The sequence below is a fragment of the Rhodococcus sp. NFXS4 genome (assembly GCF_058139645.1).
The window spans coordinates 3,560,961-3,578,285 of sequence record NZ_CP192221.1; the positions used below are offsets into that span (position 1 = coordinate 3,560,961).

General features: G+C 68.9%; 16 protein-coding genes. 8 read left to right on the forward strand and 8 right to left on the reverse strand.

What is annotated here, in order from left to right; all coding sequences use genetic code 11:
* Positions 1 to 4 precede the first annotated feature (4 nt).
* From J4E04_RS16745 to purF, 4 genes are all read right to left on the reverse strand, one after another.
* Positions 5 to 1,093 carry an ABC transporter permease gene (locus tag J4E04_RS16745; RefSeq protein ID WP_081821062.1) on the reverse strand — a complete coding sequence of 363 codons (1,089 nt, stop codon included), beginning with the start codon at positions 1,091 to 1,093 and terminating at the stop codon, positions 5 to 7.
* A 3-nt stretch (positions 1,094 to 1,096) separates the two neighbouring features.
* Complete coding sequence (locus J4E04_RS16750) at positions 1,097 to 2,725, reverse strand: ABC transporter substrate-binding protein (RefSeq protein WP_056447497.1); 1,629 nt, start codon at positions 2,723 to 2,725, stop codon at positions 1,097 to 1,099.
* 158 nt (positions 2,726 to 2,883) lie between these two features.
* The gene (locus J4E04_RS16755; protein WP_490149058.1) at positions 2,884 to 3,528 is read right to left on the reverse strand and encodes an ASCH domain-containing protein; all 645 of its coding nucleotides are present in this window, start codon (positions 3,526 to 3,528) and stop codon (positions 2,884 to 2,886) included.
* A gap of 7 nt (positions 3,529 to 3,535) precedes the next feature.
* Entirely contained in the window at positions 3,536 to 5,107 is a 1,572-nt protein-coding gene (purF, locus tag J4E04_RS16760) for an amidophosphoribosyltransferase (protein WP_056446723.1), read from the reverse strand.
* Between the two features lie 160 nt (positions 5,108 to 5,267).
* Here purF and J4E04_RS16765 point away from each other — a divergent pair, with 160 nt between their 5' ends.
* Both J4E04_RS16765 and J4E04_RS16770 read left to right on the forward strand, forming a co-directional pair.
* On the forward strand, positions 5,268 to 5,783 hold the full coding sequence (locus J4E04_RS16765; protein ID WP_490149059.1) for a DUF427 domain-containing protein: 516 nt from the start codon (positions 5,268 to 5,270) through the stop codon (positions 5,781 to 5,783).
* Entirely contained in the window at positions 5,783 to 6,106 is a 324-nt protein-coding gene (locus J4E04_RS16770) for a hypothetical protein (RefSeq protein ID WP_056446715.1), read from the forward strand. Before J4E04_RS16765 ends, J4E04_RS16770 begins: the two co-directional genes overlap by 1 nt.
* A 3-nt stretch (positions 6,107 to 6,109) precedes the next feature.
* On the opposite strand, the gene J4E04_RS16775 is transcribed toward J4E04_RS16770, so the two are convergent.
* Positions 6,110 to 6,496, reverse strand: coding sequence for a sterol carrier family protein (locus tag J4E04_RS16775; RefSeq protein ID WP_027504295.1), 387 nt, complete (start codon positions 6,494 to 6,496; stop codon positions 6,110 to 6,112).
* A 50-nt stretch (positions 6,497 to 6,546) separates the two neighbouring features.
* Positions 6,547 to 8,253, reverse strand: coding sequence for a helix-turn-helix domain-containing protein (locus J4E04_RS16780; protein WP_490149060.1), 1,707 nt, complete (start codon positions 8,251 to 8,253; stop codon positions 6,547 to 6,549).
* 127 nt (positions 8,254 to 8,380) lie between these two features.
* Between J4E04_RS16780 and J4E04_RS16785 the strand changes: the two genes are divergently transcribed.
* From J4E04_RS16785 to J4E04_RS16810, 6 genes are read left to right on the forward strand one after another with little or no spacing between them, the layout of a single operon-like run.
* Complete coding sequence (locus tag J4E04_RS16785) at positions 8,381 to 9,874, forward strand: aldehyde dehydrogenase (RefSeq protein ID WP_222646600.1); 1,494 nt, start codon at positions 8,381 to 8,383, stop codon at positions 9,872 to 9,874.
* A gap of 47 nt (positions 9,875 to 9,921) precedes the next feature.
* On the forward strand, positions 9,922 to 11,307 hold the full coding sequence (locus J4E04_RS16790; RefSeq protein ID WP_308014264.1) for an MFS transporter: 1,386 nt from the start codon (positions 9,922 to 9,924) through the stop codon (positions 11,305 to 11,307).
* Entirely contained in the window at positions 11,304 to 12,494 is a 1,191-nt protein-coding gene (locus J4E04_RS16795) for an FAD binding domain-containing protein (RefSeq protein ID WP_490149061.1), read from the forward strand. Before J4E04_RS16790 ends, J4E04_RS16795 begins: the two co-directional genes overlap by 4 nt.
* Positions 12,495 to 12,525: 31 nt before the next feature.
* Positions 12,526 to 12,960, forward strand: a complete 435-nt coding sequence (locus tag J4E04_RS16800) for a cupin domain-containing protein (protein ID WP_490149062.1) — start codon at positions 12,526 to 12,528, stop codon at positions 12,958 to 12,960.
* Positions 12,957 to 13,967, forward strand: coding sequence for an amidohydrolase family protein (locus tag J4E04_RS16805; RefSeq protein WP_490149063.1), 1,011 nt, complete (start codon positions 12,957 to 12,959; stop codon positions 13,965 to 13,967). The genes J4E04_RS16800 and J4E04_RS16805 overlap by 4 nt, the downstream gene beginning before the upstream one ends.
* Positions 13,964 to 15,085 carry an NADH:flavin oxidoreductase/NADH oxidase gene (locus J4E04_RS16810; protein WP_490149064.1) on the forward strand — a complete coding sequence of 374 codons (1,122 nt, stop codon included), beginning with the start codon at positions 13,964 to 13,966 and terminating at the stop codon, positions 15,083 to 15,085. The genes J4E04_RS16805 and J4E04_RS16810 overlap by 4 nt, the downstream gene beginning before the upstream one ends.
* Before the next feature lie 93 nt (positions 15,086 to 15,178).
* Here J4E04_RS16810 and J4E04_RS16815 read toward each other — a convergent pair whose 3' ends face one another.
* Together J4E04_RS16815 and J4E04_RS16820 are read right to left on the reverse strand one after the other, a co-directional pair.
* Entirely contained in the window at positions 15,179 to 15,529 is a 351-nt protein-coding gene (locus J4E04_RS16815; protein WP_051612986.1) for a CPBP family intramembrane glutamic endopeptidase, read from the reverse strand.
* Complete coding sequence (locus tag J4E04_RS16820) at positions 15,526 to 17,319, reverse strand: alpha/beta hydrolase (protein ID WP_222641131.1); 1,794 nt, start codon at positions 17,317 to 17,319, stop codon at positions 15,526 to 15,528. The genes J4E04_RS16815 and J4E04_RS16820 overlap by 4 nt, the downstream gene beginning before the upstream one ends.
* Positions 17,320 to 17,325 lie beyond the last annotated feature (6 nt).

The window sequence follows — 17,325 nt, forward strand, 5'->3', positions numbered from 1 at the left end:
CTCATCAGAACCTCACTCGTGGATCGACGATCGCCACGATGGCGTCGGTGAGGAAGCTGACGACCGCGACGACGATAGCCAGGAACGTGACGATGCCCTGGACGGCGATGAAGTCGCGCGCCTGCAGGTAGCGAGCGAGCTGATAGCCCAGTCCCTGCCACTCGAACGTCGTCTCGGTGAGCACCGCGCCGCCCAGCAGCATGGCGATCTGCAGCCCCATCACGGTGACGACCGGGATGAGCGCGTTGCGGAAGGCGTGCCGCCGGGCGACGACGCGCGCCGAGAGTCCGCGTGCGCGCGCAGCTTCCACGTAGCCGGACTGCAGGGTCTGCAGAAGGTTCACCCGCACCAGGCGCAGGAACACGCCGGCGGTGAGAAGTCCGAGCGCGACCGCGGGGAGCACGGCGTGCTTCAGCACGTCGACGGTGTAGCTCGGCTCCCCGTAGAGAATCGAGTCGATCAGCAGGATGTTGGTCTTCGGTGACACGTTCTGCAGTGCCAGTTCGACGTTGGTGCTCGCCCGGCCCGCCACCGGCAGCCACCCGAGCTTCACGGCGAAGACCAGCTTGAGCAGCATGCCGACGAAGAACACCGGCGCCGCGTAGAACAGGATCGCCAGGATGCGCAGGGTGCCGTCGGAGATCGAGTCGCGGCGGGTCGCGGCGTAGAAGCCGAGGGGGATGCCGACGGCGAACGCGACGAGCAACGCCCAGAACGCGAGTTCCAGCGTCGCCGCGCCGTTGGTGATCAGCACACCGCTGATCTCCTGGTTGCTGGTCGCGGAGCGACCGAAGTCTCCCCGCAGCAGTCCGGAAAGGTACTCCCAGTACTGCACCAGGATCGGCCGGTCGTAGCCGGCCGCGGCGCGTCGTTCGGCGATCTGGTCGGCGGGCAGTCGTCCACCGAGGGCAGCACTGATGGGATCGCCGAGAACGCGCATGAGGAAGAAGACGACCGTGACCAGGATCCATGCCGTGGGAATGATCAGCAGGAACCGGATCACGAGATAACGGGCGAGCGCGCCGTAGCGTGACGACGCGCTCGCCCGTGACTGCTTCCCCACCGACGCCTCGTCGGGCGTGGTGGTGACCATGGATCAGCCCTTCGTGAGCGGGGTGAAGCGGAACTTGAACGAGGCGTCGAGAGTCTCGTCGACACCCTGGACCTCGTCCGTCGAGATCGCGATCTGCTTGCCCTCGAGGAGCGGCAGCGTGGACACGAAGTCCTGCGCCATCCGCGTCTGGATCTCACCGATGATCTCGGAGCGGCGAGCCGGGTCGGTCTCGGTCCGCTCGGAGTCGATCAGCGCCGTGATCTCGGGGTTCTCGAAGTGGTTCTGCAGGAAGTTGTCCGGTGCGAAGAACGGCGTCAGGTAGTTGTCCGCATCCGGGAAGTCCGGGAACCAGCCGAGCTGATAGACGGGGTACGTGTCCGCGACGCGTTCCTTGTTGTAGGTGTTCCACTCGGTGGACTGCAGGTTCACCGTGAACAGGCCCGAGCTCTCGAGCTGCGCCTTGACCGCCGCGTACTCCTCCGACGACGAGGAACCGTAGTGATCGGGGTTGTACTGCAGATTGACCGCGACCGGGGTCTGCACACCGGCGTCGGACAGGAACTTCGCTGCCTCGTCCTTGTTCGGGGCCTCGCCGTAGACGTCCTTGAACGCGGTGTTCGCGCCCTCGAGGCCACTGGGCACCACGGACCACGCGGGCGTGAACGTGCCCTTGTAGACGTTCTCCGACAGTGCGTCACGGTCCACCGAGGCGGCCATGGCCTTGCGGATCGCGAGCTTCTGCTCGGGTGTGCCGCCGGGCATCGTGTTCTGGTTGAAGACGATGTAGCGGAGCTCGCCGCCGGGGCCCTCGTGGACGGTGAGGCCGTCCACCTGGTCGAGCGACTCGATGTCGGTCGGGGTCAGCGAACGCCACGCGACATCGATGGACTTGTTCTGCATGTCGAGCTTGAGGTTGTCCGCGCTGGTGTAGGTGCGCAGGGTGACCGATCCGGTCTTGGGCTCGCCCAGCACGCCCTTGTAGTCCGCCGCGGCGGAGAAGCTGACGAGGGAGTTCTTCTCGTAGCTGTCGATCGAGTAGGGGCCGGCGAAGGGCTTGGCCGCCACGACCGCGTTGTCGTCCATGATCGAGTCGGCCGGGAAGACCTCGGAGTCGATGATGGGCCCGGTGTTGGTGGCGAGAACCTGGGGGAAGGTCTGGTCGTTCGCGGCCTTCAGCGTGAACTCGACGGTCTTGTCGTCCGGCGCGGCCACCGAGTCCAGGTTGGCCAGCAGCGAGGACGGGCCGTTGGGATCGTTGATGGACACGATGCGATCGAACGAGAACTTGACGTCCTCGCTGGTCAGCGCGTGGCCGTTGGCGAAGGTCAGGTCGTCCTTCAGCGTGCAGGTGTAGACCGTCGGCTGACTGAACTCGCAGCTCTCGGCGGCGTCGGGCTGCAGTTCGTCGCTGCCGGGGGCGTAGTTCATCAGGAACGGATAGACCTGGTTCATGATCGTGAACGAGCCGTTGTCGTACGAGGCGGCAGGATCGAGCGAGTAGACCTGGTCGGTGGTGCCGACGACGAGCGCCTCGCCGCCGCCCTCACCGCCTGCGCCGCCGCCGTCGTCGGTGCGGCCGGAGCCGCACGCTGCCGCGGTGAGAGCCGCGACGGACAGGATGGACACGGCTGCGGTGCGCCGCGCCGTGCGTCCTCGGGAGGGCACGCTCATGGTGTGGATGTCCTTCGTGAGTCTGGGCCCGCGGTGTCGGAAGCGCGCGTCGCGTCCCGTCCGGCCGGGTCGTTCCGGTGGTTCGGTGAACGGCACGTTACCGAGTGCGCATGTCGTTCATGTGTCGAACCACACGAAATTTTTAACATGACCGGTACTTACCTGTCCGACCGCCTGATGTCCAACAGCTTTTCGCCTCGCGGAGACAGCCGATATCCCACCTTCAGACTCTCGGTCAGACCCAGCGCCTTCAGCCGGCGCACCCTCGGCTTGAACACGTCGCGTTCGAGTCCCAGCACGGCGCCGAGGTCCGCCGCCAGCACCGCCGGGCGCTCCCGGATCAGCTCGAGGGTGCGCCAGGCCCACGGCGCGTCGGCACGCTCGTCCATGCGATCGAGCTTCGTGGTCACCATGGCGACGTCGTCGTCGGACAGATCGTCGTCCGCACGCAGCCCCACTCGCGGGTCCTCGCCCCCATCCGGCCGGCCTCCGGCCTTCCCGCCCCGATCCGGCCGGCCTCCGGCCTCCCCGCCACCGAACGACACCTCGACCCGCCAGACGGGATCACCGTCAGCGCCCCGAAACCCCTTGCGCAAGGCCGAGATCGAGGGCTCCCCCGCCGCGCGGGCATCGTCGTCCGTGAGCGACTCGGGGTCGCACTCGGTGATCGAGTCCACGACGACGACACCGGCCGGCGTGTGGATCCACGTACCCGCCTTGACGCGCCGCTTCGCCCAGCGCCGGTACTGCACCCGAATCGTTCCCGTCGCGATCGCCTCGGCGATCGCGAGCCGGATCAGCATCTGGGTGTCAGGGGCGCGAGAGAGCGCTCACGTTGTCGACGGCAGCGGGCATCGCGATGCCCGCTGCGGTCGCCAACATGCCCTCGAGGACGTTCTTGCCCATGGCGGTCTCCTTGGGGAGCTCGATGGGGTACTTGCCGTCGAAGCAGGCGGAGCACAGCCGCGTCGCGGGCTGCTCCGAGGCGGCGATCATGCCCTCGATCGAGATGTAGCCCAGCGAATCGGCGCCGATGGCCTGCCGCACACCCTCGAGCATGCCGTCCTCGGAGTCCATGCCGTTGGCGATCAGTTCCGCGGGCGAGGCGAAGTCGATGCCGTAGAAGCAGGGCCAGCGGACCGGCGGCGACGCGATGCGCACGTGGATCTCGAGCGCGCCCGCCTCGCGCAGCATGCGTACCAGGGCCCGCTGGGTGTTGCCGCGGACGATCGAGTCGTCCACCACGATGAGGCGCTTGCCCCGGATGACCTCGCGGAGAGGGTTGAGCTTCAGCCGGATGCCCAGCTGACGGATGGTCTGCGACGGCTGGATGAACGTGCGTCCGACGTACGCGTTCTTCATCAGGCCCTGGCCGTACGGGATGCCGGAACCCTGCGCGTAGCCGACGGCGGCGGGCGTTCCCGATTCCGGGACAGGGATCACCAGATCGCCCTCGGCGGGGTGCTCCTCGGCCAGGCGGCGGCCGATCTCGACGCGGGTCGAGTGGACCGACCGGCCACCGATGACGCTGTCGGGGCGCGCGAGATAGACGTACTCGAAGATGCAGCCCTTGGGCTCGGGCGCGGCGAAGCGGGAGGATCGCACACCGTCCGCGTCGATGGCGAGCAGCTCGCCCGGCTCGATGTCGCGGACGAACGAGGCGCCGACGATGTCGAGGGCGGCGGTCTCCGAGGCCACGACCCAGCCGCGGTCGAGACGGCCCAGGGACAACGGACGCACACCGTGGGGGTCACGCGCCGCGTAGAGGGTGTGCTCGTCCATGAACGTGAGGCAGAAGGCACCCTTCAGCGTCGGCAGCAGTTCCATGGCCGCCTGCTCGATGGTGCTGTCCGCGGCGCCGTGCGCCAGCAGTGCGCCCACGATGTCCGAGTCGGAGGTGGCACCGGTCCCGCGCGGGCGGCCCATGATGCCGGCGTCGCGCGCCCGCTCCGACAACTCGGCCGTGTTCACGAGGTTGCCGTTGTGGCCCAGGGCGATGCCGCTGCCGGCCGCGGTGGTGCGGAAGATGGGCTGCGCGTTCTCCCACGTCGTCGATCCGGTGGTGGAGTACCGGCAGTGCCCGATGGCGATGTGGCCGCTCATGGCGCCGAGAGTCTGCTCGTCGAACACCTGGCTCACCAGACCGAGGTCCTTGAACACCAGCACCTGGGACCCGTCGGCCACGGCGATGCCGGCGGCCTCCTGACCGCGGTGCTGCAGCGCGTAGAGGCCGTAGTACGTCATCTTCGCGACGTCCTCGCCGGGGGCCCACACACCGAAGACGCCGCATTCCTCCCGCGGCTCGTTCTCGTTGATGTCCAGTTCCGGACCGGATGTGTCATCGAGCAGATTCGGGCTGTGGACCGAGGGGTCACGAGTCACGACGCGCTCTCCTAGAAGCCGGGAGGGGTGGGGTGCAGGCCACGCTGCACGCACACTCGGGGAGTCTACGGGCAACCCCGCGATCAACAAGCCGTCGGCAGGCACCGATACCGCGGTGAGCTGTGATCCACGACTCGCGGCGCGGTGCCATGATGGAGACATGGTCAGCAGACTTCCGTACGGCGTCACCCCCGAACAGCCCGGCGAGGGGCAGGAATCGGTGTGGGACTACCCGCGTCCGCCCGCGCTCGAAGCGTCGGACAAGCGACTCGTCGTCCGGTTCGGAGACGTGGTCGTCGCCGACAGCACGTCCGCGTACCGGGTGCTCGAGACCAGCCACCCGCCCACCTGGTACATCCCTCGCGCCGACATCGACGAGAGCCGACTCCGCCGATCCGGCGCCCGATCCACCATGTGCGAATGGAAGGGCTCGGCGACGTACTGGGACATCCTCGGCGAGGACGGCGCCGTTCTGGAGGCGGGCGGATGGAGCTACGAGAACCCCACTCCGTCGTTCGTCCCCATCTCCGGCGCGCTCTCCTTCTCCCCCGTCTCCCTGACGTGCGAGCTCGACGGCGAGGTCGCACGTGCGCAGGAGGGCGGCTTCTACGCCGGCTGGATCACCCGCGACGTCGTCGGACCCTTCAAGGGCATCGCCGGGAGTTGGGGCTGGTAGTGGCCGAGAAGAACTTCTACAGCCACTCCGACGCGGCCGAGAAGTCCCGCCGCGACAAGGCCGTCGCTCTCGCTCGGTACCTGTGGGATCGCGACATCTCCGCGGACGACCTCGCGGCGATGGCTGCGGACGTCCGACGCAAGGTGGCCCGCGCCGCGGACATCAATCCACCCAGTTCCGACGAGACGTGGACGGTGGTGTCGACTCTCCTGCGCGAGAAGGCCGAGTGGGCGCTCGATCACCCCGATCACGACGCGGTCCGCCGGGCACACGCCGACGAGAAGATTCTGTGGGTGAAGCCGCCGGTACAGCCCTGGCGGTGAGGGTCAGATCCGGACGAGTGGGAGCCAATGCGCCACCTCGCCGGCGCGGCCACCCGAGGCCGTGACGCCCGCACCACGGACGGCGTCCTCGAACGCCACGCGCCCCGTCACCATCAACAGCCATGTCCGCGGGTCGCATTCGACGACGTTGGGGGGCGTACCCCGGGTGTGGCGGGGCCCGACGATGCATTGCACCGCGACGAACGGCGGCACGCGCACCTCGACACTCGAGCCCGGTGCCGTCTGCTCGATGGTGCGCGCACTGAGCCGCACCGCGGCGGCGAGATCGGCGCGCGGCGGCTTCGGGAGGTCGGGATCGTCGAGCCACGGAGACACGGTCTGCAGTGCGCTCCGTAGCTCGGCCGGGTCGACGGGTTTCGAGGGTGCCACGCCGTTCAGTGTCCCACCGAGCGCGGCGGGCCCCGAGCCGTGCCTCACGGTCACGGCGCGGCGATGTCGCGGAGGGTCAGCGCCATGGCGACGTCCATGGCGTGGTCCGGTCTCGCCAGGTCGAGCCCCGTCAGCGCCTGGACGCGACGGAGGCGCTGGCCGACAGTGTTGGGGTGCACGTGTAGGGCCGCCGCGGTGTCCCCGACGTGCTGCCGATGGCCGAGATACGCGCGGAGCGTTCCGACGAGGTCGGTGCCGCGCGACGCGTCGTGCTCGCGCACCGGACCCAGCGTGCGGTCCGCGTAGCGCGCCACCTGGTCGGGGTCGTTCAACTGCAGCAGCAACCCCGGAACGCCGAGCTGGTCGAGTGACACGGTGGCGCCGGTACGGTCCCACAGGATCATCAGCCGCACGGCTCCTCGCACCGCGCGGTGGGCCGCCCGGTAGTCGGCGACGTCCGTGCACGGTGACCCCACCACTGCGGTGACCGGGCCCTCGGCGACCGTGCCGGCGCGCACGCGGTCGATCTCGGCGACCACCGCGTCCATCGGCGTTCCCGCACTCACCGGCCACAGCACGACAGCGCGATGCTGATGCGCGGCCACCAGCGGACCGGTTCCCGCGCGGGCCGCGATCGATCGCACCGCGCGCGACAGCGACGCGTCGACGTCACCGGTCGACGGCAGGTCGATCACCGCGACGACGTGCGGCGCCGTCAGGTCGTGGCCCAGCCGGTCCGCACGCTCGACGGCGGCCGCGGCCGCCACCGGGTCGTCACCGAGCAGGTCACCGACCACCTCGCCCTGCAGTCGCCACTGCACGTCCTCGGCGGTCCGCGCACGGAGCAACTCCAGTGCGGCGACGACGGCGGTGTGCTCGACGGCGCGGCGATCGAGCGTCGACAGGGTGGCCGGATCCCCCTGCACGACGAGGCATGCCACCCGCTCCCCCGACAACAGAACGTCCTCCCGATGCGCTGACGTCGACGTCGGCCCGCGCGAGGATTGTGCGAGCACCCCGCCGTGCACGTCCTCGATGGTGACCGATCGGCCGACCAGCAGCGAGAGTGCCGTCGCGATGCCGTCGACCCCACCACCTCGTGACGCGATGGTGGTCAGGCGCCGGTGGATCTCCTCGGACTTCTCGAGCAGGGTCCGCCGACGCTGCAGTTCGGCGTTGAGCGTCCTCAGGTCGGAGGTGCGCTGCGCCTCCTCGGCGCGCAGGCGCGTGATCGTGACGGAGATGGATGCCTGGGTCGCGAGCATACTGAGGAGCTGAATCTCGTTGTCGTCGAACACGTGTACGCCGCGCCGGTAGCAGTTCAGGGTTCCGATCGCCGCTCCCGTCGATCCGAGGAGCGGGACCGACACCATCGAGCGGTATCCCTGCTCCCGCGCCACGCCGCCCCACGGCCCGAAGTTCGGTGCGGCGACGATGTCGTCGATCGCGACGGGCTCACCCGTCCGGAACGCCCTGCTCGACGGCGCCTCGACGGAGGGGTCCAGATCGAGTCGCACCGGACGGTCCGCGTTGATCCGGGCGATGTACTCGGCAGACAACCCGTGCGATCCCTCGATGGTCAACATGCTGCCGACGTCGTCGGACAGGAAGACGCCGCAGAAGTCGTAGTCCATCAGGGCGACCGCGATCCCGGCGATGGTGTCCAGCACGACGGACGGTGGGTCGTCGGACGCGACGGCCGCGGTGACGTCGTGGATGCCGGCCATCCACCGTCGAAGCTCCGACAGCTCGGTCATGCGGCCCTCCATGTCCCGCGCCACAGCGCGCGGCGCCCTTTGTGTCTTCACGAACATATCGCGAACGTGACGCAGATCGCAGACTTCTTCCATCGAGGCACTGCATCACGACGAGAAGCGAGAAGACATGACAGAGCATCTGATGTTCATCGACGGCAAGTCGATGCCGTCCGAGTCCGGCGACACTCTCGCCGTGGTCGATCCGGCCACCGGCGCGTCCTTCGCCGAGGTTCCCGACGGCGACGCGGTCGACGTGGATCGCGCGGTCGCCGCGGCGCGCACCGCGTTCGAGAACGGTCCCTGGCGGCGGACCACCCGCACGGAGCGCGCTCGCATCCTGCTGCGCGCCGCGGATGCCATCGAGGCCGCGTCCGAAGAGCTGTTCACGCTCGAGACCCGCAACAACGGCCGGCCCATCACCGAGACGCGCGCCCAGCTGTCCCGCGTGCCGGAGTGGTTCCGCTACAACGCGGGCCTGCTCGCCGCCCAGCGCGACGGAGTGCTGCCGAGCGACGGCCCCTATCTCACCTATCAGCGACGCACTCCGCTCGGCGTGTGCGGCATCATCACTCCCTTCAACCACCCGGCGCTCATCCTCGCGCGTAGCCTCTCGGCGGCTCTCGCCACCGGCAACACCGTCGTGATCAAGCCGTCGGAACTCACTCCGCTCACCACGCTCGCCATCGCGCGGATCGTCTCCGAGGCCGGCGTGCCGGACGGCGTCGTCAATGTCGTCACCGGCGGACGCGAGGCCGGCATCCGGCTCACCCAGCATCCCGACGTCGCGAAGATCACCCTGACCGGTGGCACGGAGGCCGGCCGGTCCGCGGCCGTCGCGACAGCGGGCCGATTCGCCCGCATCACAGCGGAACTGGGTGGCAAGACCCCCGTCGTCGTGTTCGACGACCAGGACCCCGTCGTCGCCGCGGAGGGCGCAGCGTTCGCCGCCTTCGTCGCATCCGGTCAGTCGTGCGTCGCCGGCGCCCGGTTCCTCGTCCAGCGAGGAGTGTACGACCGGTTCGTCGAGGCACTCGCGGCTCGCGCCGACGCGATCCGGCTGGGCGATCCGGCTGACACCAGCACCCAGATGGGTCCCCTGATCAGCGCCGTGCAGCGTCAGAAGGTGTTGTCCTACATCGACATCGGACACCAGGACGGCGCCCGACTGGTCGCGGGAGGCGGCGTGCCGGAGCTGCCGGACGCACTGCAGGGCGGGTTTTTCCTTCGCCCCACCGTCTTCGCCGACGCGACCAACTCCATGCGGGTCTCGCAGGAGGAGATCTTCGGGCCGGTGGCGGTGGTGGTGCCCTTCGACACCGAGGCGCAGGCCGTGGAGATGGCGAACGACAACAGGTTCGGGCTCGGAGCAGCCGTCTGGACCCGCGACCTCGCCCGCGCGCACCGCGTCGCGGACGCACTCGAATCGGGCATGGTCTGGATCAACGACCACCACCGCCTCGAGCCGTCCCTGCCCTGGGGCGGCACCAAGGAGTCGGGCACCGGCAAGGACGCCGGCACCGAGTCCTTCGACGACTTCACCTGGATCAAGACCGTCGTGGTCCGCATCGCCGAGTCCGACGTCGACTGGTACGGCTCCGACACCCCCGGACGTCTCAATTGAGTACCCCGCCGGTCGACCACAACCCCACGCACAGAGGAGAACACACCGTGCACGACACCACTGCCACGGAGCCGGGCTGGAGAACGCAGATCACGCGTGTCCAGTGGCTCGTACTGCTGGGCACCACGATGGGATGGGCGCTGGACGGCTTCGCCGGCAGCCTCTACGCGTTGGTGCTCGGACCGGCGATGACCGAACTGCTCCCGAACTCGGGACTGACGGTCGACGCCGATCACATCGGACTCTACGGCGGTCTCACCGTCGCACTCTTCCTGGCGGGATGGGCCACCGGCGGCATCCTGTTCGGCGTCCTGGCCGACTACTTCGGCCGGGTGCGGGTGCTGTCCATCGGCATCGTCACCTACGCCGTCTTCACCGCCCTGGCAGCCTTCGCCGACACGTGGTGGCAACTCGGCGTCCTGCGCTTCATCGCCGGCCTCGGATCGGGCGTCGAAGCTCCCGTGGGTGCCGCGCTGGTCGCGGAAGTGTGGCGGAACAAGTACCGGGCTCGCGCCTGCGGCGTGATGATGTCCGGCTACGCCGGCGGGTTCTTCATCGCGGCACTCGCGTACGGACTTCTCGGCACCCACGGCTGGCGGTTCATGCTCGTTCTGGCCGTCGTCCCCGCCTTCCTCGTGTGGTTCCTGCGTCGCTACGTCCCGGAACCCGAGGAGATCACCACCGTCATCGCCACCCGCAAGGAGCGCAAGCGGCAATCGTCCACCCGCCCGGAGGACCAGTTCGTGCTGAAGCGGCTCCTCTCCCCGCCGCACCTGCGCGCCACGCTCATCTGCACCGCGCTGGCCACCGGGTCGCTGCTCGCCTTCTGGAGCGTCTCGACGTGGTACCCGCAGATCATCCGCACGATGGCCACCGCCGAGTCGCTGTCGGCCGACGTCGCCAACCACCGAGTCGCCATCACCTCCATGCTGTTCAACGCCGGCGGCATCATCGGCTACGCGACCTGGGGATTCCTGGCGGACGCCATCGGCCGTCGCAAGGCATTCATGGTGAGCTTCGTGTGCTCCGCCGTGAGCATCGCCTACCTCTTCCCGTTCGAGCACAGCTACACGACCTACCTGCTCGTCATCCCCCTCGTCGGATTCGGACTGTTCGGAGCCCTCTCCGGCAACTTCGTCTACGGACCCGAGATGTTCTCGCCCAGCATGCGTGCATCGGGAATCGCGTTGGCCAACAGCATCGGTCGCTACATCACCGCGGCCGGCCCACTCGTGGCCGGCGTCATCGCCACCTCCTGGTTCGGCGGAGACCTCGGAACAGCAACGGCCGTCCTCGCCGCGACGGGTGTCATCGCCCTCGTCGGCCTGTGGTTCGCACCCGAGACCCGTGGCGCCGCACTCCCCACCGACACACCGACCGAGTCCGCCCCCGAGGCGACCTCCGCACCGATCATGAAGGGAACGTCCGCATGAACCACTACCAGGGAGCCCGCGCCGTCGTCATCGGCGGCTCCATCGGGGGCCTCACCTCCGCACTCCTGTTGCGCGACCTCGGGTTCGAGGTCGACGTCTTCGAGCGCACCCCCTCGGACCTCGACGGGCGCGGCGGTGGCATCGTCCTCCAGCCCGACACCCTGCGGTGGTTCCGCGAGCGCAGCACCCAGCGCCCCGAGGACGTCAGCACCACAACTCGCTGGGTCCAGTACCTCGGATCCGACGACGAGATCGTGCACCGGGACGAGCGAACGTGGTCCCACACCTCGTGGGGCACGTTCTACCGCGCACTGCTCTCGGACTTCGGCCGCGAGCACTACCATCTCGGTGAATTCGCCTGTGGCTTCGACCAGACCGACGATCATGTCGACGTGCGGTTCGTCAGCGGCCGGCGCGAACGAGCCGACCTCGTCGTCATCGCCGACGGAGTCACCTCGGCGAACCGTCTGCGGATCGACCCCGACGTGACGATGGAGTACTCGGGGTACATCGGGTGGCGCGGCACCGTCGACGAGCGGGTGCTGTCCAGCCGCACCGCGGACCTGCTCCACGACGCGATCACGTACGACGTGATCCCGCACTCGCAGATCACGATGTATCCGATCCCGAGCGCGCGGGGCTCTCAGGTGGGCGACCGCCTCATGAACTATGTCTGGTACCGCAACGTGGCGGAGGGCCCGGATCTCACCGAGATGCTCACCGACAAGCGCGGATTCGTCGGCAAGGTGTCCGTGCATCCCGGCCAGGTGCAGGACCGCTACGTCGACGAGATGCGCGAGACCGCGCGGCGCAGTCTGTCGCCGGCCGCCGCCGAGGTCGTCACCGCGACCGAGGAGCCGTTCATCCAGGTGGTGTGGGACTCGCGGGTGAACCGGATGGCGTCCGGACGCGTCGCCCTCATCGGCGACGCGGCCTGTGCCGCACGCCCCCACGCCGCCGCCGGAACCGCCAAGGCCGCTGCCGATTCGTGGGCGCTCGCCGACGCACTCACCTCCGCGGCCGGCAACATCGCGGAGGCACTGGAGAAGTGGGAACCGGGGCAGCTCGAACTGAGCAGCGCCCTGCTCGCACGAGTCCAGTCGATGGGCGAACGTTCCCAGTTCAGCAACACGTGGACGCCCGGGGATCCGGACCTCCGCTTCGGCCTGTACGGCCCCGGCCGCTAGTCCCCTCCCACACGACACGAAAGGCACGGTCATGTCCGACACGTTCCTCCAGGACCTCCCTCTCGCCGGCACCGTCGTCGGCACCGACTTCGACGGCTGGTCTCCGGAACTCCGCGCGGAGTTCGAGTCTCACGCCTTCGACGGCGCCGTGGGGTCGCGCCTGCTGAGCAGCACCGACCGCGTGCGGGTCTGGGAGATCAGGCTCGCACCGGGTGAGCGGTGGCACGCGCACCGCCACGTTCTCGACTACTTCTGGACGGCCGTGAACGCTGGCACCTCTCGCCAACACACGTTCGACGGAACCACTCGGGACGTCTCCTACGACGCCGGCGAGACGCGCCACTTCACCTTCGGACCGGGCGAATACCTGCTGCACGACATCGAGAACGTCGGCGACACACCGCTCGTCTTCACCACGGTCGAGCACCTCGACTCCGCTAACGACGCTCTGCCGGTGACCTCGTGACCGGCGTCGACCTCGTGGACGTCCACGCGCACTGGCTGCCCGCCTCGCACTTCGGCCTACCGCCCGGATCGCCGTTCGCACCGATGCAGGATCGGGAGGGGCGTCTGCATCTCGGAGATCTCCCGCTGTCGATCGCCACCGAGGCCATGAGCGACGTCGATGCCGTGTACGCCGACATGGATGCGCAGGGCATCGGGGTCCGCGCGTTGTCACCCCCGCCGTTCGCCTTCCCGACGACGTCCGACTCGGGTGCGGACGACTACATCGGCAGCTTCAACGTCGAACTCGCGGGCTTGGTCGCGAACTCCGGTGGGCGACTCGCCGGCCTGGGCCTCGTGCGTCTCGACGATGCGGACGCGGCGACGAAGGAGATGACACGCCTCGCCTCCGAGGGCGTGGTATCCGGGGTCGCGATCCCGCCGCTGGTGGGCAGCACCTCGCTCGACATCGGTGTCCTGCGCGACATCCTGCGCTCCGCGGCGCGACTCGACCTTGCTGTTCTGGTGCACCCGATGCAGCTGCCCCGCCCCGAATGGAGTTCGCTCTACCTGGCCAACCTCATCGGCAACCCCGTCGAGACGGCGACCGCCGTCGCCGGTGCCGTGCTGGGTGGTGTCCTGGACGAACTGCCGTCGCTGCGAGTGTGTTTCGTGCACGGCGGCGGGTGCGCGCCGGCGCTCCTGGGACGCTGGAGTCATGCGTGGGGAGCGCGGCCGGACGTCCACCACACGGACACGCACCCTCGGGACGCGTTCCGTCAGTGCTGGTTCGACACCGTGACTCACGACGTGGCCGCCTTGACGCTGCTGCGAGAACACGCGTCGAGCGATCACGTCCTGTGCGGTACCGACTACCCGTTCGACATGGCGGAGTCGGCGCCCTCGGCCTTCCTCGAGTCGGCCGGTGTGGACCGTCGCGCGCTGCACGACAACGGACTCGCGTTCCTGGGCGGATCGCGTCGCAGCACCGACCAGCCGGCTGCAGCCTCGGTTGCGGTGTCGTCGTGAGCGCACTGTTCGAGCCGCTGACCCTGCGCGGGAGAACGATGCGCAACCGGATCTGGATGTCGCCGATGATGCAGTTCGCCGCCGAACCGTCCGGTCCCGCCGTCGGCGCGGCCACCGATTGGCACTTCCAGCACCTCGCCGCCCGCATCGTCGGTGGCGTGGGTCTGGCCATGATGGAGGCCACCGCCGTCTCTCCCGACGGGCGGAGCAGCGAGTTCGATCTGGGCCTGTGGACGTCGGCGCAGGAGCACGCGCTCGAGCGCATCGTGCGGTTCGCCCGCGGCAACGGCGCCGCACTGGGTGTCCAACTGGTGCATGCCGGACGCAAGGCCGCCACCGGCAGGCCGTGGTCGGGGCCGTCGTGGGACGGCACCCACCACGTCGAGACCCTGTGGGATCGAGTCGGTCCCAGTCCGAAATCGTTCGGAACCCTCCCTCTCCCCTCGTCGCTGAGCACCACGGAGATCGCCGAGGTGGTCGCGGACTTCGCGGCAGCCGCCGCACGCGCTGCACGAGCGGGTGTGGACGTCCTCGAACTGCACGGTGCACACGGCTATCTGATCCACCAGTTCCTGTCCCCGCACGCCAACACGCGGACCGACGAGTACGGCGGAGACTTCGACGCGCGAGCTCGCTTCGCCCTCGAGGTGGTGGACGCGGTGCGCGCCGCGTGGCCGGAGGACCGGCCGCTGTTCTTCCGGCTCTCGGCGACGGACTGGCTCGCCGGCGACACGGACGACCCCCGACCCGGCTGGACGCTCGAGGACAGCGTGCGGCTCGCCCCGCTGCTCCGAGATCGGGGCGTGGACCTGATCGACGTGTCGACCGGCGGCATCGCCGCCGACGCACCGATCCCCGTGGGCCCCGGCTACCAGGTGCCGTTCTCGCAGCGAGTGCGCGAGACCGGCATCCCGACGGCGACGGTCGGGCTCGTGACCGATCCCGCCGACGCCGATCTCCTGGTGTCGTCGGGTCGCGCCGACGCGGTGTTCCTCGCACGGGAGTTGCTGCGCAATCCGGTGTGGGCGCAGCGCGCGGCGGCCGAACTCGGCGATCCCGTGCCCTACCCGCCTCAGTACACGCGCGCGTTCACCGGGCGGTCGGCAGTGCGTCGCTGATACGGCCCGCAGGCCGTGCCTCACCGTCCACAGGACGCTCTGATCGACGGGATCCCGTCGATTCGTGAGAGTTGTGGATACTGAGGCACGGCCTCAACCTCGAGGTGGTCTGTCACCTCGAGTAGAGCGCCACCACGTCGATGCGATCGCACCGACCGAGTTGGCGGCCCAGTGCAGTGCCATGGGCGTGAGAATGGTTCCGGTTCGCCGCTTCGACTCGACGAACAGTGCGCCGGCCGCCCCGGTGAACAGGACCACGGGCACCGACCTACCCGAGTCGTACCAGTGCCAGACCCCGAATGCCGTGGAGCCGACCACGAGTGCGGCACGCGGACCCACCACGGCGGTGGCCACGGTGTCGACGACGCCGCGGAACAGGAATTCCTCGGGTAGCACTGTCCCGATGGGGATGTCGAACAGCACCCATCGGGCCAGTCCGGTCACTTCTCGGGACCGTCGGCGTCGGCGTACTCGTTCATGACGACGCGGATGCGTTCGGTGTCGGCCTGCGTCCACCCGTCGGGGGCGGCCACAGCGGCGAAGCCGTCGAGCACCGTCGTCCCGTAGTTGTGGCCGTGCCCGTCCGGCACGCCGGCCGCGTTCGTGAGGTCGGCACTCACCTGCCAGAAGGTGACGAACGGGAACCACCGCATGCTGGGCAGTCGGTCATACCCGGGCGGCTCGGCGAGCCAATCCGGACGCTGGAAGATCAGATCCGGCGTCCACCACACGATGGGGTCGGACGGGTGCTGGATGTACAGCACGCGCGGGTAGGGCCAGTCCCCGCTCAGTGCCTCGACGTCACGGGTGCTGTCGGCGAACCGCATCAGCAGTCCGCCGGCGTAGACGGGTTCCACCTCGGTGGTTCCCGGATCGCGTCGGCTGACGTAGGTGTCCCAGATGCGATTGGAGTTCGGCGGGCCCACCCACAGCACTCCGTCGACGGTGTCCCGGATGTCGGCGATGTCCGCGAACGCGCCTTCGCCGGCCTGGGTTCCGAGACTCTCTCCGTAGACGTAGAACTTGGGCCTGGTCGCCTCGGGCTCCTGCTCCCATCGCTGGTGCACGGTGTCGATGAGCAACTTCCCCGCGGCCGCCGCCTTCTCGCGATCGGCGAGGAAGGAGATCCAACTCGGAAGGTACGAGTACTGGGACGCCACGAGCGCGACGTCCCCGTCGTACATCAGTTCCACGGCCCGAGCTGCGGTGGGATTGACCCACCCGGTTCCCGTGGTCGGGATGACGACGATGGCCTTGCGGGAGAACGCATCGGTTCGATCGAGTTCGCGTACCAGGAGATTCATGCGCTCCTCGTCCGTCTCCGCGCTCTCGAGTCCCACGTACGCGCGGATCGCCTCCATGCCCGTGCGGCCGGTCGCTCGGGTCATCTCGTCGGCCGACAACCCACCCGAGACGAAGTTCCGGCCCTCGAATCCCAGTGTGTCCCAGTCCACGAGCGAACCGGTACCACCGGAACGCTCGGGCACCGTCGGCTGTTCGGCACCCTCACGCGTGTTGCTGTTCTGAGTGCTGAAGACCGAGTTGGCGACGGTCATGGTGCCGCGCAACAGCACACCCTGCACCAGTGTGACGAGCACCGTCACGACGAGGAGGAACCCCACGAGGTTGGCAACCCACTGCGGGAGTCGGATCAGACGCAGGATCGAGCGCACGACGAAGCGGCGGATGTCCCGGATGACCCGCCACAGTCCGATGAGCGCGGCGCACACCGCGAAACTGATGATGCCGGTGCGGATGAACCCCGTGGACGTGAGCCCCTCGGCGCCCATGAGCGCGGCGAGCTGACGCTGCCAGTCCGCAGAGGCGTAGAGCATGACCGCTCCGGCGACGGTCGCGATCACCGGGACAGCGACCAGGAGTGCGCGCTCCACGCGGATCGGCAGCGGCCACCACGGCTGCTGACGAAGCACCGTGCGCAGGAGAATCCAGCCGACAGCGACGCCCACCCCGTACCCGATGGCCGCGGTGATGCCGCTGACGATGCCCTGGAACAGCCAGCCGCGTGGCAGCAGTGACGGCGTCAGCGACCAGCAGAAGAACAGGGCGCCGAACGCGATGCCGGTGACGTCGAGCCGCAGCAGACCCCACGCCCAGATCCACGCGGGGTGCTTGCGCACCGTGCGGGTCGCCGAGCTCAGGACGTACGCCGGCAGTTCCTCGAAACTGTGGGGGCGCTGCAGTTCGTCCGACGACCGAGTATCGGTGTCGGTCATCGGACG